This window comes from Richelia sinica FACHB-800 (genome assembly GCF_014698825.1).
GTDB lineage: Bacteria > Cyanobacteriota > Cyanobacteriia > Cyanobacteriales > Nostocaceae > FACHB-800.
This window is the reverse complement of sequence record NZ_JACJTT010000003.1, coordinates 234,798-249,679: the sequence shown is the minus strand read 5'-3', so window position 1 is coordinate 249,679 and position 14,882 is coordinate 234,798. Positions and strand designations below refer to the sequence as shown.

Sequence of the window (14,882 nt, the reverse complement as noted above, 5' to 3'; positions counted from 1 at the left end):
TAATCTAGCTTCTACAGCCGGGAAATTAATTATTCTCAAGCAAAATCCCTCTAGTTTCAGTTTCTGTAGAGAAAACTGATTTTCTAGGGGGATTTTGATAACTGGAGCTGGATATTTACCTGAGTGAAAATCTAAGATTTACCTGAGTGAAGTCTGAGATTAACTTAAGCTTAGAATTTAATTGTGGAAAATTTGTGGAGTTTTCAACTTTATTTTCCCAAAATTGTGAATTTTTCAGACACATCAGGCTTAACAGCATTTGGGTTTTTCACTAAGCACTAATAGTCCCTGTTAAAGGTGAGCTAGGACTAGCATATTCTTTCATCGGCATTCTCCCCGCCAAATATGCTAAACGACCAGCAATAGCCGCCAATTTCATCGCCTGGGCCATAGCAGGGGGATTTTGAGCTAGAGCGATCGCACTATTAATTAATAGAGCATCTGCCCCTAATTCCATCGCCTGGGCAGCCTCAGAAGGGGCACCAATGCCCGCATCTACGACTACAGGGACTTTGGCATTCTCAATAATAATCTGAATATTGGCCAAGGTTTTTAGCCCCTGTCCAGAACCAATCGGTGCAGCTAAAGGCATAACTGTGGCAGTGCCTACTTCCTCTAAGCGTTTGGCTAACATGGGGTCAGCATTAATGTAGGGTAAAACGGCAAAGCCTTCTTTGACCAGTTGTTCAGCAGCTTGCAATGTGCCGATGGGGTCTGGCAGTAAATATTTAGGATCAGGTATAACTTCTAATTTGACAAAATTATTATCTTCTTGCCCTAACAGTTTCGCCATTTCTCTGCCCAATCGTGCCACCCGAATGGCTTCCTCGGCGGTTTGACAACCAGCAGTATTAGGTAACATCCAAATTTTTTGCCAATCCAATGCTTCTGCTAAACCTTCGTGTCCTGGAGCTTTGGTTTGAACTCGACGCACAGCTACGGTGACAATTTGGCAACCACTACTAGCGACACTGCGCTGCATTTCCTCAATGCTGCGATATTTCCCCGTTCCTGTCATCAACCGCGATTTGAAGGCTTTACCAGCAATGATCAGTTGAGAATCTGGAATCGTCTCTTCGGAGGTGGATAAAGATAAGTGATTATGATGTCCGTTGGTGAAATTAGCAGGATGAGTCAGCATTTGTGTGGTGGTAGATGATTGTACTTGGAAGCGGGAATAATGAAAGTCAGCTAATAAAGGGTCTGTCTTTTCCTCAGAAATTAAGTCCGCAATTAATTTCCCTGTGATGGGTGCTAGTAGAATGCCATTGCGATAATGACCTGTGGCTAAAGTTAAATTTGGGCAGTGGCTAGCACCCAAAATTGGCAATTCATCGGGAGTAGCAGGACGAAATCCCCACCAAAATTCTTCAATATTGTAGTTTTGTAGGGCAGGATAAAGACGAGTTGCCCCTTGGAGTAAGTTTTGAATGCCCGCAGGGGTGTTGTGGGGAGTAAAGCCGACATTTTCACTAGTAGCACCAATAATAATGGAGCGATCGCGTCGAGGCACAATGTAAATATTCTGACCGAATAAAACCCGTGTTAATGGTAATTCTGCTATTGATTCTGGTACGCGCACCCGCAACATTTGTCCTTTGCGCGGCTGGACTGGTATGGGTAATAATTCATTAGCCCAAGCACCAGTGGCTAAAACATAGTGGTCAGCTTGAATCAAGCCCAAATTAGTTTGCAAACCAGCCACTTTTCCTTGGTGTTGAGCGATCGCTTCTACTTTCACCCCATCCTTAAATTCCACACCCAAGGTCATGGCACCAGTGCGTAAAGCTTGAGTTAAAGCCTGGTTATCCACTTGACCATCTTCTGGATACCACCATCCACCAACTACATCTTCACTCAAACCGGGTTGATACTGCTTGATGACCTCTGCATCTAACCAAAAAGCAGGAGATTCACGGGAAGAAGGAGATAAATAAGTGTAACTTTGTTCTTGCTGGGAAAAAATGGGTGATAATATACCGCAAGGCCAATAACCTGTATTTAAACCAGTTATTTCTTCAACCTTTCTTGTCCATTCCCCATATAAAGCCCGCGATCGCCAACACAAAGACAGCATCGCCCCATTGGAGATATTTTCCGCATCTGGAGCTAACATTCCCGCCGCCGCATGGCTAGCCCCAGTGGCGAAATCACGGCAAAGCACGGTGACATCAGCACCGCGCAATTTCAATTCCCAGGCGATCGCTAACCCGATAACGCCACCACCAATAATTACAACATCCCTAGTCATTAGTCATTTAGTTATTAATTTCCAGTAAATAACTAATAACTTATAAAGGGACAAGGAAGGGGGGGTTAAACCCGCCCCAGTTTTTGACTGAGTAATTTAGGGCAGCATCCAGCAAAAACTACCACAAAGCACGAATTGGTTCCTTATCCTCATTAATGCTGCCAGAGCCGCTATCGGTGACTGAAGTTCCAGTGCTATTAGTTTCTTGTGTACTCTCAACATTAGAATTTGATTCCGTCGAAGCATTATTTTGAGCCACATTGCTCCGGTTTTCATCTAGAGATTCACTACGTGTAGCCGTCTCCGACTCATTGAAACTCGCGCTTTCCTGGTCGCTTCTGTTAGCAGATTCAGGATCATTTCTCGTAGCAGTGCTATTAACATTAATATTAGCTGGCAAAACGCTGGATGCTTTACGACCTTGGGGAACATTGGCGGTTTGTTGCCCACCCATAGGAAAATTAATACCAATTAAAGTACCCAGTAAAATCGCCACGCCTCCAGCCATGAGTACCAGGGGTGTCCATCTACCCATCTTGTTTGTCTCCTTTTGAACCTTCTGGTGTCCACATTATTTGAGAACCTTGACCCAAAAATCCCTCAAACTTTTTGATTTTCACATCCTCCCCAACCTCAACTTGACCGCAATGAAGCAAATCTATTGTCAGAGTTTGGGGAGGAAGCGAATGCCGCATTTGCTCGCGCCAATTCGCCACGGATACTTTGCCTTCTACCTTAACCGCACAAGTACCACAACTGCCACTTCTTCCATAGCTAATCACCTGAAAACAGCCATTGTAGAGGTCAAAACAATTTTCTAACAGCACCTTAAATAAATTGGATTGGCATTTGTACTCAATTGTTTTCCCTGGCGTTAGTACCTGAGGCATATTTAGATTAGCAAACTGGCTTTTTGTTGTATATTGGCACATCACCCCGACCATTGTCTCCCAGCCCTCACTTCTATGACCACAAATCCCTCTCCTCAGATTTGGCTCTATGACACTACACTTCGAGATGGTACTCAACGGGAAGGATTATCTGTTTCCATCGAAGATAAGTTACGCATTGCCCACAAACTTGATCAATTAGGGATTCCCTTCATTGAAGGTGGTTGGCCAGGAGCTAATCCTAAAGATGGGCAATTTTTCCATCACTTGCAAGACCAACCCCTCCAGCAAGCCGAAATTGTTGCCTTTTGCTCCACACGCCGTCCCCATGCTCATGCCGCTACAGAACCCATGCTCCAATCTATTGTGGCTGCTGGTACTCGTTGGGTGACAATTTTTGGTAAATCTTGGGATTTACATGTTACCGCCGGACTTAAAACTAGTTTAGAAGAAAATTTAGCTATGATTCGCGACACAATTGAGTATTTACATACTCAAGGTAAGCGAGTCATCTACGATGCTGAACATTGGTTTGATGGCTATAAAAACAATCGAAATTATGCCTTGCAGACATTAGAAACTGCTTGGCTATCTGGCGCAGAATGGTTAGTTTTATGTGATACCAATGGCGGTACTTTACCTCATGAAGTAAGTCAGATTGTCAAAGATGTTAGTTGTCATTTGTCAGCAGTAAGGGAGAAAAATTCCCTCATCCATGACCAAGGACAAAATCAAATTCCTCAAATTGGCATTCATACTCATAATGATTCAGAAATGGCTGTGGCCAACGCCATAGCAGCAGTCATGGCAGGGGCAAGAATGGTGCAAGGTACTATCAACGGTTACGGGGAACGCTGCGGTAATGCTAACCTGTGTTCTCTCATCCCTAATTTACAACTGAAACTAGGTTATAGCTGTATTGGTGAACACCAGCTAAATCAACTTACAGAAGCCAGTCATTTTATTAGTGAGGTTGTAAATCTTGCCCCAGATGAACATGCGCCCTTTGTTGGTCGTTCGGCTTTTGCCCATAAAGGTGGAATTCATGTATCCGCAGTAGAACGTAACCCCTTAACCTATGAGCATATTCAGCCAGAACAAGTGGGTAACCGTCGCCGCATTGTCATTTCTGAACAAGCTGGACTGAGTAATGTGTTATCAAAAGCTCGGTCTTTTGGCATTGAATTAGATAAAGAACAACCCCAAGCTAAATTTATACTCAAACGCCTCAAGGAATTAGAAAGTGCGGGATATCAATTTGAAGCCGCGGAAGCTAGTTTCATTCTCTTGGTATATGAAGCCTTGGGTCTACGTCAGCAGTTTTTTGAAGTACAAGGTTTTCATGTCCACTGTGACTTAGTAGAGGGAAAAGAAACTACCAACTCCCTAGCGACAATCAAAGTAGCTGTTAATGGTAAAAATATTCTGGAAGCTGCGGAAGGAAATGGCCCAGTGGCAGCTTTGGATGCAGCTTTACGCAAAGCCTTAGTCAACTTTTATCCTCAATTAGCTACATTTGAATTGACCGATTATAAGGTGAGAATTCTCAACGGACATACAGGTACAGCCGCAAAAACCCGTGTCTTAGTCGAATCTGGAAATGGTCAACAACGGTGGATGACTATAGCCGTTTCCACCAATATTTTAGAAGCATCCTATCAAGCTGTGGTAGAAGGCTTGGAATATGGTTTATTGCTATATTCCCAAGGCAAGCCCATACTCAGTTAAGCAGCTAGAGAAGATGACAGAGTAGAGAGGAGAGGGGGAGGAAGATATTTTTCCTTGTCTCCCTTCCCTTGTCTTCCTTATCTTTCTTGTCTAAGCCTATAGTTTTGATTAAATTCAATAGAACTCACAACAGTATCTTAACTGCTTACTCAGCCATGGGGATGCAGTGTACCAGTCCACAAGGTTGAAAGTCTCAATGGTAGATAGTCCTAAAGGGTGAGAGGGGGGTTTTACTTTTTTGGGTTTTCGATACAATTGCAACGCCCTGGTTATAACTACGAATCTCTGGAATTTCCCTCTAGTCAGATACTGGAGGGATTTTTTTTGAGTATATTGATGAGAAATGGAAATAAAATTTGTATATCTAGATTGGTGTAATTTGCTGTAGCTAATATCTTAAGGTGAATATTCAAAATGGGGATGCAGTGTACCAGTGTTAGCGGTCATGAACCTGAGAGGTAAATAGCCTGAGTGGGTATGAGGGTGAAGGGGAAAGAGCGGAATAGTTGATTTCATCACTTCAAAATAGCAAGATTTAGTTTTCTTCTTGCATACAATTACGTAAGGCTATCTCTACTTGTTGATATTCTTGTTGTAATTGTTCCAGAAGTTGGTCACTATTTTCTAAATGACTACTATGACCTTGATGTTCGAGTTGTAAACAAATCTTGGCTAAATTTTTAGCTCCTAGGGAAGCACTACTAGATTTAAATTTGTGTGCAGTCTGCCAGATATTTTGGTAATCTTTCTCTTGAACAAAGCTAGTGAGATTTTGAATTAATTGGGGAGCATCTAAAAGATAATAGTTGATAATTTCTCCTAAGGCTTTTTCATCACCTCCGAGCATTTCTCGTAAAGATTGTAAGACTAGGCTATCAATGACTGTGGGCTGAGGAATTTCTATGTTAGTTGTGGTGGAATTTCCTTGAGGTGTAAGACTTACAGTTGGGGTTGTGGTGGAACTATGATGATGTTGATAGTTACTCAGAGCTTGATATAACTCTTCCAGTTGAACTGGTTTGCTGATGTAGTCATTCATACCGATGGCTAAACAAGCCTCGCGATCGCCCCGCATAGCATTAGCTGTCATGGCAATAATATAGGGACGCTCTGATTCTAACCATTGTTGACATATTCTTTGGGTGGCTTCCAATCCATCCATTTCCGGCATCTGGACATCCATGAACACCACATCATAGGTTTGTCGCTGCAATGCGTCTAATACTTCTAATCCATTGGCTGCTATATCTGCTCTGTAACCCATTTTATTGAGCATGAGTAGTGCCACTTTCTGATTGACTACTGTATCTTCAGCTAACAAAATCCGTAAGGGTAATTTTTTGGCTAAGTTTAAATCAGTTTTGATATATTCAGTTTTTAATTCTAAGGTCTTTTGTTTAATTTTTTCTTGATTAAAAATATTTACCAACGCATCATAAAGTAGAGATTGTTTTACAGGCTTACTTAAACAAGCCGCAATTTCTAAATCGGGATATTTATAGTTCTTTATTAGAGTAGACCAGGAGGAAATAACCACTAACGGCAGCGTTTGATAGCCTGGTATTTGGTGGATTTGATGAGCGAGAGATAATCCCTCCGTCTCTGGTCTGGTCATGTCAAAAATTGCCAAATCGAATTGTTTTTCTTGAGATAATTTAGCCAAGGCTGTCTCAGGTGATTGGCTGACATCAACTGCCATTTTCCAAGACTCTAGTTGTAATCTAATCACCTTCCAATATGGAGAATTATCATCAACGATTAATACTTTTTTTCCTGTCAAGTTGACGATATCGTTAGTAAATTTTTCTCGTTTTGTATTCGCAACGACTGGAGCAGCAATGGTAAAGTAAAAATTTGAACCTTGGTTATTTTGAGTCAATACTACCACTTCTTCCCTTGACCAGAGAGAACTGGGAGTACCACCGACATAGCCATGGCTTTCTACCCACATGGTTCCCCCCATCATTTCACTCAGCCGTTTACTAATGACTAAACCTAATCCTGTACCACCATACTTTCTAGTTGTGGAAGCATCGGCTTGAGAAAATGATTGAAATAACCGTCCCATTTTTTTGGGAGTAATACCTATACCTGTATCTTGAATAATAAATAGTAGTTCGTAACGTTGCTCTGAATTGCTATAATCTATTTCTTTACCATGAACAGATAGTATAATTTCCCCATATTTAGTAAATTTAATCGCATTACCTAAAAGGTTCATTAATATTTGTCGCAGACGAGTGACATCACCAATAATTTGCAGTGGTACTTGGGGATGAATTAGGTAAGCTAGTTCTAATTGTTTTTCATGGGCTTTTGGTGCTAAAAGGTCAATAACTCGTTCGATGCAATTTCTCACATCAAAGGGTTGTTCTTCAAGTTCTAATTTACCCGATTCAATTTTGGAGAAATCTAAAATGTCATTAATAATGGTGAGGAGAGCATCACCACTAGAGCGAATAGTTTCGACAAAATCTTGTTGTTGTTCCGTGAGGGCTGTATCCAGTAGTAAACCAGTCATACCAATGACAGCATTCATTGGGGTTCTAATTTCATGACTCATCATGGCTAAAAAATCACTTTTAGCACGATTGGCTGATTCTGCTGCCACTCTAGCCCTCTCTAAGGCGGCATTTTTGATGCTCAGTTCTTCTCGTTGCTTTGTTTCTTGTTCGAGTAAAGCAGCTTGTGCTAGGGCTATACCTAATTGATCAGCTACCGCTTCTACTAGTTCAATATCTTCTGGAGTCCACTGTCGGAAATAACTGCACTGATGTAAACAAATTACTCCGTTGGGTTGTCCTTGATAGGAAGTACGAACAGAAAGCATAGATTTCATATTCAAGTCTTGGCACAAGGGAATAGCTGCTTGGAGTAAAGGCTCTTGGTAAACATTAGGGGAAGCGATCGCTTGGTCTTGTCTAATTAAGGTTTCTGCGTGGGGATTTCCGGTAATAGGAATCTCTAGGGTGGATACAGAACAGTAATCAGAAGCTACATACTGGGCCACTAAAGGAATGCGAGGACTAGGGTCACTCACATAGGTATGGATTAAACAGCGATCGACACCAAAGGCTTGACCAATTTCTGTGGCCGCAGTCTCAAAAATTTCTTGACTATCTAAGGTCTGACGAATTTTTTGGGTGATTTTTTTGAGCAGTAGTATCCGTTGTAATTGTTTTTGTAATGCCTGTCTTTGTTCCACTTGTTCGGTAATATCTTTGGTAGAACCAACCAAGCGTATAGGTTGTCCCTGTTTATTCCATTGGGCTTTGGCCTGGACCATCACCCACTTATAATTGCCACCAGAGCAACGCAACCGATATTCAATCATGTAGTGGGGAATTCGGTGCTGAAGATAATCTTCCATCATGGTCGTCACCCGCTCATAATCATCAGGATGAATACGGTTGAGCCAATCATCTTCTTCTGTAATGGCCAGTTGGTTTTCTGGTATTTCTAATAATTCAGCCCATTTTGCCGAGCGAAAAATTTTATTTGTGATCAGATTCCAATCCCAGATGGCATCTTGATTAGCTTCTATTGCTAATTGCCAGCGTTCTTCACTCTTACGGAGTGCTTTTTCTGCTATTTTACTGGCGGTAATATCGTTTTGAATACCAATAAAATGGGTGAGTTGACCATGATCATTATAAATTGGGGAAATACTTAATTCATTCCAAAATAATTGGCCATTTTGGCGATAATTGCGAAGCACAACGCTACATTCTACACCCCTTTGAATTGCTACCCGTAGTTTATTTAATCCAGGTTGTTGATTATCCTTTCCTTGTAAAAATCTACAGTTGCAGCCAATGACATCTTGGGCTGAGTAACCTGTCATTTTTTCAAAGGCATTGTTAACATAAATTACTGGTGTATCAGGTAGCCGAGCATCAGCAATAACAATGCCGTTGTAACTATTTGCTAATGCCCTTTCTCTTAATCGTAATGTTTCCTCGGTTTCTTTAAGGTTAGTAATATCAAACATAAAGCCCCGCAATTTTGTGGGGTTACCATCACTCATAACTACGTGAACAATATCTCTCACCCATACTAATTTTCCATCAGCAGTTAATAAACGATATTCCATTTCGTGATTAGTTCCGCCAGTGGATGCTTCTAGACACAATTCAATACATCTTTCTCGATCATCTGGATAAAGATGATTGAACCAAAAGTTTTCTTGATACCATTCTGAGAGCGGATATTTGAGCATTGCTTCAGCTTGGGGACCAACGTAAGTAAAACACCAAGTTGTTAAATCTATTTCCCAAGGAATAACTCTTACAGTTTCAATTAATTCTCTTAATCGATTTTTACTGGTACGTAGAGATTGTTCTACTTCTTGCAATTCCAGGACTCTTTGGGCTAATTCACTATTAATTGTAGTAATCCGATGATAACTTTCTTTGCTAATTTGTACAAAATATACTAGTAAAGTTACTGTTAATGTAACTAAAATACCAACTGATAATAGGACTGTGAGTAAATGAGAACGAAAAGAAGACAAAAGTTGATTGCTAGGAGATATATTCAACCGCCAGTGACGATTATATAATTCTATATTTAATGTATGCTGCCATTCTAATTCTTCTATTTTCTGCCCATATTTACTATAAATTAATTCTGGTTTGTTTAGATCATCTGCATAATCTAAAATTTGCATTTGATAACCGGATGGTAATTCTAAGCTAGATTCTAGTAATTTTTGATAATAAAAAACACCTACGAGAAATCCATTGAATTTATTATTGACAAATAAAGGCTTACAGCTAATAAAACCCTTCTTGTTTCGGCTCAAATTGAATGGACTAGAAATATATATAGGCTGATTTTTACGTTTTTCTTCTAAGCCGACACATCTTTGAAAATTACGATTTATTTCCGAATGATTAACAGATTTATTTTTTATTGATGACACTATCCAATGGGATTTTAAAGATGGGTCAATCCATTGTATTGCATGATACCCAGGAAAGTGTTGCATATAAATTTCCGCATCTTGTTCCCATTCCCTTCGGGGAGTTCCACCATGTTGTTCCCAACGTTTGCCCATGCGATCTAATGCTAAAAATAGACTATTTAATTGCTGATTTAATTCTGTTTGGATAGTAATTGCTTGTTGCTCAATTAGTTGTTTAATATGTTGTTCTTCTACTATTAATAGGCGATGCCAGAGTGTAATGACTATGATTAAGACTATAGTGCCGATGATAATTGAAAACTTGCGTTGATGGACACAAGTTAAAATTGAGTACCAATCATGTTTGTCTTGACTCGTCACTATAATCAACCTCTCTCTATTCACATCCGCTTAACTGACCAATGTCGGAGTAAATGAAAATGCGATCGCGTCCTGCTTGTTTAGCTTGATAAAGGGCTTGATCAGCCTTAGCTATTAGCACTTGCGGGGAAATATTATTACTAGGAGTAATAGTGGCTACACCAAAACTGAGAGTCAGATATTGACTAATTTCTGAACTGATATGAGTTTGTCCATGAACTTTCATAGCTAACCGAATTGATTGAGCAATGTGTACTGCTCCGGTTGTATCAGTATTAGGCAGAATTAAGGAGAATTCTTCTCCACCATATCTGGCGACAACATCAGCAGGTCTTTTTAAAGACTCACTCAAAACACTTGCTACGAATTGCAAACATTTATCACCGGCTTGGTGACCATAGGTATCATTATATTTTTTAAAATAATCAATATCACAGAGAACTAAAGATAAAGGTGCTTGTTCTCTCAGTAATCTTTTCCATTCCTGCTCTAATATTTCATCAAAATATCTGCGGTTGGGAATTTGGGTTAAAGCATCAATAGTTGCTAGTCGTTTTAGCTCTTGATTTGCTACTTCTAATTGTTTATATAACTGTGCCTGTTGCAGTGCAATTTCTAATTGATCAGCAATTTGTTTCAGTAAATCTATTTCTAACTGTTGCCATTGACGTGGAGCAGAACATTGATCAGCTACTAATAACCCCCACACATTATTTCCCTCTAAAATTGGCACAACTAAACGAGCTTGTGCTTGCAGTTCTATCATCAATTCAATTTGTAAGGGTGATAGTTCAGAGGTATAGATATCTTCTAATACATCAATACTGCCTTTTTTCCAGCCATGACTGGATTTTTGGACAAAATAACTTTGGGCAATAGTTTTACCTAGTAAAGACTGCCATGGTGTGGCCACAGATTCAACTAGGACAATACCATGGCCTTCTGCTTGAAACTGATAAACAATTACTCGATCACTTCCTAGTAATTGTTTCACTTCTGTAACAGTGGTATTTAAGATAACTTCTAAATTTAAAGATTGGCGAATTTTTTGGGTAATATTGGCAATTAGTTGCTCTTGTTGGATTTTACACTGTAATTCTTTCATCACCCAGTGCATTTTTAGTAATCGACGTACTCTCTGCTTCAATACAGCCCAATGAATCGGTTTTGTGATATAGTCAGCAGCACCAACAGCAAATGCTTGATCAACAGAATGGGGGTCATCTAATCCTGTGATCATTAAAACTGGTACTTGTTCACTAAAAATGTCTGAGCAGTTATTGCTATTCAATGCTTGTAATTGAGCGCAACAACTAAAACCATCTAAAACGGGCATAATCGCATCTAGAAGAACTATGTCTGGTTTATAAAGGTTGTAAAAATCCAGTGCTTCTAGTCCATTGTGAGCAACAATGACTCTGTATCCCTCTTTTTCCATAGCATGACGTAGCTGTGCCTGGATTACCTGATCATCATCTACAATCAAGACTAAGGGATTATGTATTTTATTAGAGGGAGTCACTGTTTATACCTCCTCAGTCGCATTTCAGTGTCAGCGCTATTTTTACTCTCTCATATTCTCTTTCTGACTGATCTAATGTATTTATACAGAAATGACTACAGCTTTAACAGCTATAGTATCTTCTTTCTGTGCAGAGATAGTCGGGCGATCGCACCAATAATATTGCTGCTAGACTATATGGTAGGCTGATTTTTTAACTTATTCTCTATTTTGAGTGAAAACTGCTACTTGAATTGTTACTAACACTTTAGCAGTTTCATCCACATTTATATTCATTAAATCGGGGTATAAAAACAACATCTATACTAGTTAACAGGAATTTCTCTGTCTCCCAGTATTACATTAATGATGATAGCTATAGTTAGTAGTTTTTGTTGGCAACCTAGAGGAGAAAAAATGTGATATTTTACTCCATCACCATCATGCCCATGGGTGAATCCTAGTATGTCACCAATATTCATCACTATGTAAAATTTGGAAATTCAGAAATAAAGTATCACACTTGGTGAAAAATTTGACTTTGATGAACAAAACCAGAAGTAATTTTCATCAAACTGCTTTAGAAAATTTTTACCCATTTTCCATAGTGGAAGAGAAAACTTCTTTGTGACTTAGCAATTGTCTAGCAATTAATCTACTTCATAGCGTTTTTATTATTTATATTAATTTTTGCATAATTATTTACTGATGATTTGAGTCGGGTAAATTTATTTACACAATGGTGTGTATAAAATTCATTCCCTATTCACATCAATGAGGATAAAACTGCTTACTTACTAGCACCACCCACAAGTAAATATTAGGTTGGTTTCAGACTGGACAAAAACTTAGTTTTAGTTAATTTCCTAACTGCCTTGCCTAAGGCTATAAATTCTTGTCATGAAAAAGGTGGACTGTGCAAGCCCACCTTCTCAATATGAAGAGAATATAGGGAAAATTAACCCAACAATGCTTTAGCTTTAGCTAACACATTCTCAACACTAAAGCCGAACTTCTCTAGACAAACATTACCAGGAGCAGAAGCACCAAAGCGATCAATGCTAATTGTATCGCCTTCAGTACCTACATACTTGTGCCAACCAAAACTGCTGCCAGCTTCGATAGAGAGACGCTTAGTAACAGCTTTGGGTAAAACAGATTCTTTATAAGCTGCATCCTGTTCTTCAAATAAATCCCATGCAGGTAAGGAAACAACTCGAACCTTTTTACCTTCTGCTGTGAGTTTTTCGGCTGCGGTGACAGCAAGGCTAACTTCGGAACCAGTAGCGATGAGGATAATATCAGGTGTACCTCGGCTATCTACTAAAACATATCCACCCTTGCCAACACCTTCAATTGATGTACCTGCCAAGTTAGGAACATTTTGACGAGTAAAAGCTAACAAGGTGGGGGCGTTGTTTTTCGCTCTTTCAATTGCCACTTTGTAAGCACCGGAGGTTTCTGTTCCGTCTGCGGGGCGAATTACAGTTAAGTTAGGAATAGCACGCAGGGAAGCTAGAGTTTCAATTGGTTGGTGGGTGGGGCCGTCTTCACCTTGTCCAATGGAGTCGTGGGTCATCACCCAAATTGCTCCTGCTTGGGACAAAGCAGAGAGGCGAATAGGTGCACGCATGTAATCTGAGAAGATGAGGAAGGTGGCACCGTAGGGAATTAATCCTGAACCATGTAGGGCGATACCATTGACAATTGCACCCATACCATGTTCCCGGACACCATAGTGGATGTTGGGATTTTGGTATTGTCCTTTTTGGAAGTCGCCTTTACCTTTGAGTTCTGTTAAGTTGGAGTGGGTTAAGTCAGCGGAACCACCAATGAGTTCAGGTAACACTGCGGAAAGTTTGTTGAGGCAGGTTTCTGAATGCTTACGGGTGGGTAGGGCTTTGTCTTCGGGGGTGTAGGTGGGTAATACTTTATCCCAACCTTCGGGGAGTTTACCGCTTACATAACGTTCAAATTCGGCAGCTTCTTGGGGATATTTAGCTTTGTAATCAGCAAAGGCTTTGTTCCAGTCTGCTTCGTAGGTAGCACCACGTTCTACGGCTTTGCGGGTGTGATTAAGGACTTCTTGAGGAATGACGAAAGGTTCGTATGTCCAGCCTAAATTTTGGCGAGTTAATGCTACTTCGTCTGCTCCCAAAGCTGCACCGTGAACACCAGCGGTGTTGGCTTTGTTGGGAGAACCGTAACCAATGGTGGTGGTAACTTTGATGAAAGAGGGTTTATCGGTAACGGCTTTAGCTGCTTCGATGGCTTTAGCGATCGCTTCTAGGTCGGTGTTACCATTTTCTACATGCAGGACATGCCAGCCATAAGCTTCAAACCGCTTGGAAACATCCTCTGTAAATGCTACATCGGTGGAACCGTCGATAGAGATGTGGTTGTCGTCATAGAGGGCGATAAGTTTACCCAATCCCAAGTGGCCAGCAAAAGAAGCTGCTTCACCGGAAACGCCTTCCATGTTACAGCCATCACCCAAAATTACGTAGGTGTAATGGTCAACAATTGTGGCATTTGGTTTGTTATATTTAGCCGCCAGGTGTGCTTCCGCTATGGCTAAACCGACTCCATTGGCAATCCCTTGTCCGAGTGGGCCAGTGGTAACTTCTACACCTGGGGTCACAAAGTTTTCTGGGTGTCCAGGGGTTTTGGATTCCCATTGACGGAATTGCTGAATATCTTCAATGGTGACGCTATCATAGCCAGCGAGATAGAGCAGGGCATACTGCAACATCGAGCCATGACCAGCAGAGAGGACAAAGCGATCGCGATTGAACCATTGAGGATTTTTGGGGTTAATCCGCATGAAGCGGTCCCACAGTACAAACGCCATGGGAGCAGCACCCATTGGTAGTCCTGGGTGTCCCGATTTTGCCTTTTCTACAGCATCAATAGCCAAGAAGCGAATTGAGTTAATACAAAGTTCTTCGAGGGATTGGGTTGCAACAGCCATAATAAGATTGTTTTTAACGACGGGTTAGCACACTTTGTAGCTTTCTGTTGGGGAGAGTGAATAATTTCCCCATGTTCATGATGATCACCATTCCATCCCAATTGTTAGGAGACAAGGGGAGTATGCTCAATTAAACTAATACTGAGCGGAATCTATGAGGTGATCATGAAGTTAATTTCCTGTTAAGTTATGACTTTAGGCGTGATCATGTCTACAGGCAGATGAGATCAGCCAGCCACTTGTGCTCATTGAAT

At 40.6% G+C, this 14,882-nt stretch carries 7 protein-coding genes; 1 reads left to right on the top strand and 6 read right to left on the bottom strand.

The annotated features are described in order from the left end of the window. Positions 1-271: 271 nt before the first annotated feature. From thiO to H6G73_RS04540, 3 genes are all read right to left on the bottom strand, one after another. Positions 272-2,251, bottom strand: coding sequence for a glycine oxidase ThiO (gene thiO / locus H6G73_RS04550; protein ID WP_190601761.1), 1,980 nt, complete (start codon positions 2,249-2,251; stop codon positions 272-274). A gap of 118 nt (positions 2,252-2,369) precedes the next feature. Then, positions 2,370-2,786, bottom strand: coding sequence for a hypothetical protein (locus tag H6G73_RS04545; protein ID WP_190601760.1), 417 nt, complete (start codon positions 2,784-2,786; stop codon positions 2,370-2,372). Further along, positions 2,779-3,141: a 2Fe-2S iron-sulfur cluster-binding protein gene (locus H6G73_RS04540; RefSeq protein WP_190601759.1), complete on the bottom strand. Its 363-nt coding sequence runs from the start codon at positions 3,139-3,141 to the stop codon at positions 2,779-2,781. The genes H6G73_RS04545 and H6G73_RS04540 overlap by 8 nt, the downstream gene beginning before the upstream one ends. Before the next feature lie 75 nt (positions 3,142-3,216). Between H6G73_RS04540 and cimA the strand changes: the two genes are divergently transcribed. Next, positions 3,217-4,869, top strand: a complete 1,653-nt coding sequence (gene cimA / locus H6G73_RS04535; protein ID WP_190601758.1) for a citramalate synthase — start codon at positions 3,217-3,219, stop codon at positions 4,867-4,869. A 535-nt stretch (positions 4,870-5,404) separates the two neighbouring features. Here the strand turns inward: cimA and H6G73_RS04530 are convergent. The 3 genes from H6G73_RS04530 to tkt form a co-directional block, all read right to left on the bottom strand. Further along, positions 5,405-10,156, bottom strand: a complete 4,752-nt coding sequence (locus H6G73_RS04530; RefSeq protein ID WP_190601757.1) for a response regulator — start codon at positions 10,154-10,156, stop codon at positions 5,405-5,407. A 16-nt stretch (positions 10,157-10,172) separates the two neighbouring features. Beyond that, entirely contained in the window at positions 10,173-11,678 is a 1,506-nt protein-coding gene (locus H6G73_RS04525; RefSeq protein ID WP_199317604.1) for a diguanylate cyclase, read from the bottom strand. Between the two features lie 937 nt (positions 11,679-12,615). Further along, positions 12,616-14,628: a transketolase gene (gene tkt, locus H6G73_RS04520; RefSeq protein ID WP_190601756.1), complete on the bottom strand. Its 2,013-nt coding sequence runs from the start codon at positions 14,626-14,628 to the stop codon at positions 12,616-12,618. Positions 14,629-14,882 lie beyond the last annotated feature (254 nt).

Excerpts from the sequence above, each read along its gene's own strand:
- thiO (WP_190601761.1), bottom strand. The coding sequence starts at position 2,251 with ATGACTAGGGATGTTGTAATTATTGGTGGTGGCGTTATCGGGTTAGCG.
- cimA (WP_190601758.1), top strand. The coding sequence starts at position 3,217 with ATGACCACAAATCCCTCTCCTCAGATTTGGCTCTATGACACTACACTT.
- H6G73_RS04545 (WP_190601760.1), bottom strand. The coding sequence starts at position 2,786 with ATGGGTAGATGGACACCCCTGGTACTCATGGCTGGAGGCGTGGCGATT.
- tkt (WP_190601756.1), bottom strand. The coding sequence starts at position 14,628 with ATGGCTGTTGCAACCCAATCCCTCGAAGAACTTTGTATTAACTCAATT.
- H6G73_RS04540 (WP_190601759.1), bottom strand. The coding sequence starts at position 3,141 with ATGCCTCAGGTACTAACGCCAGGGAAAACAATTGAGTACAAATGCCAA.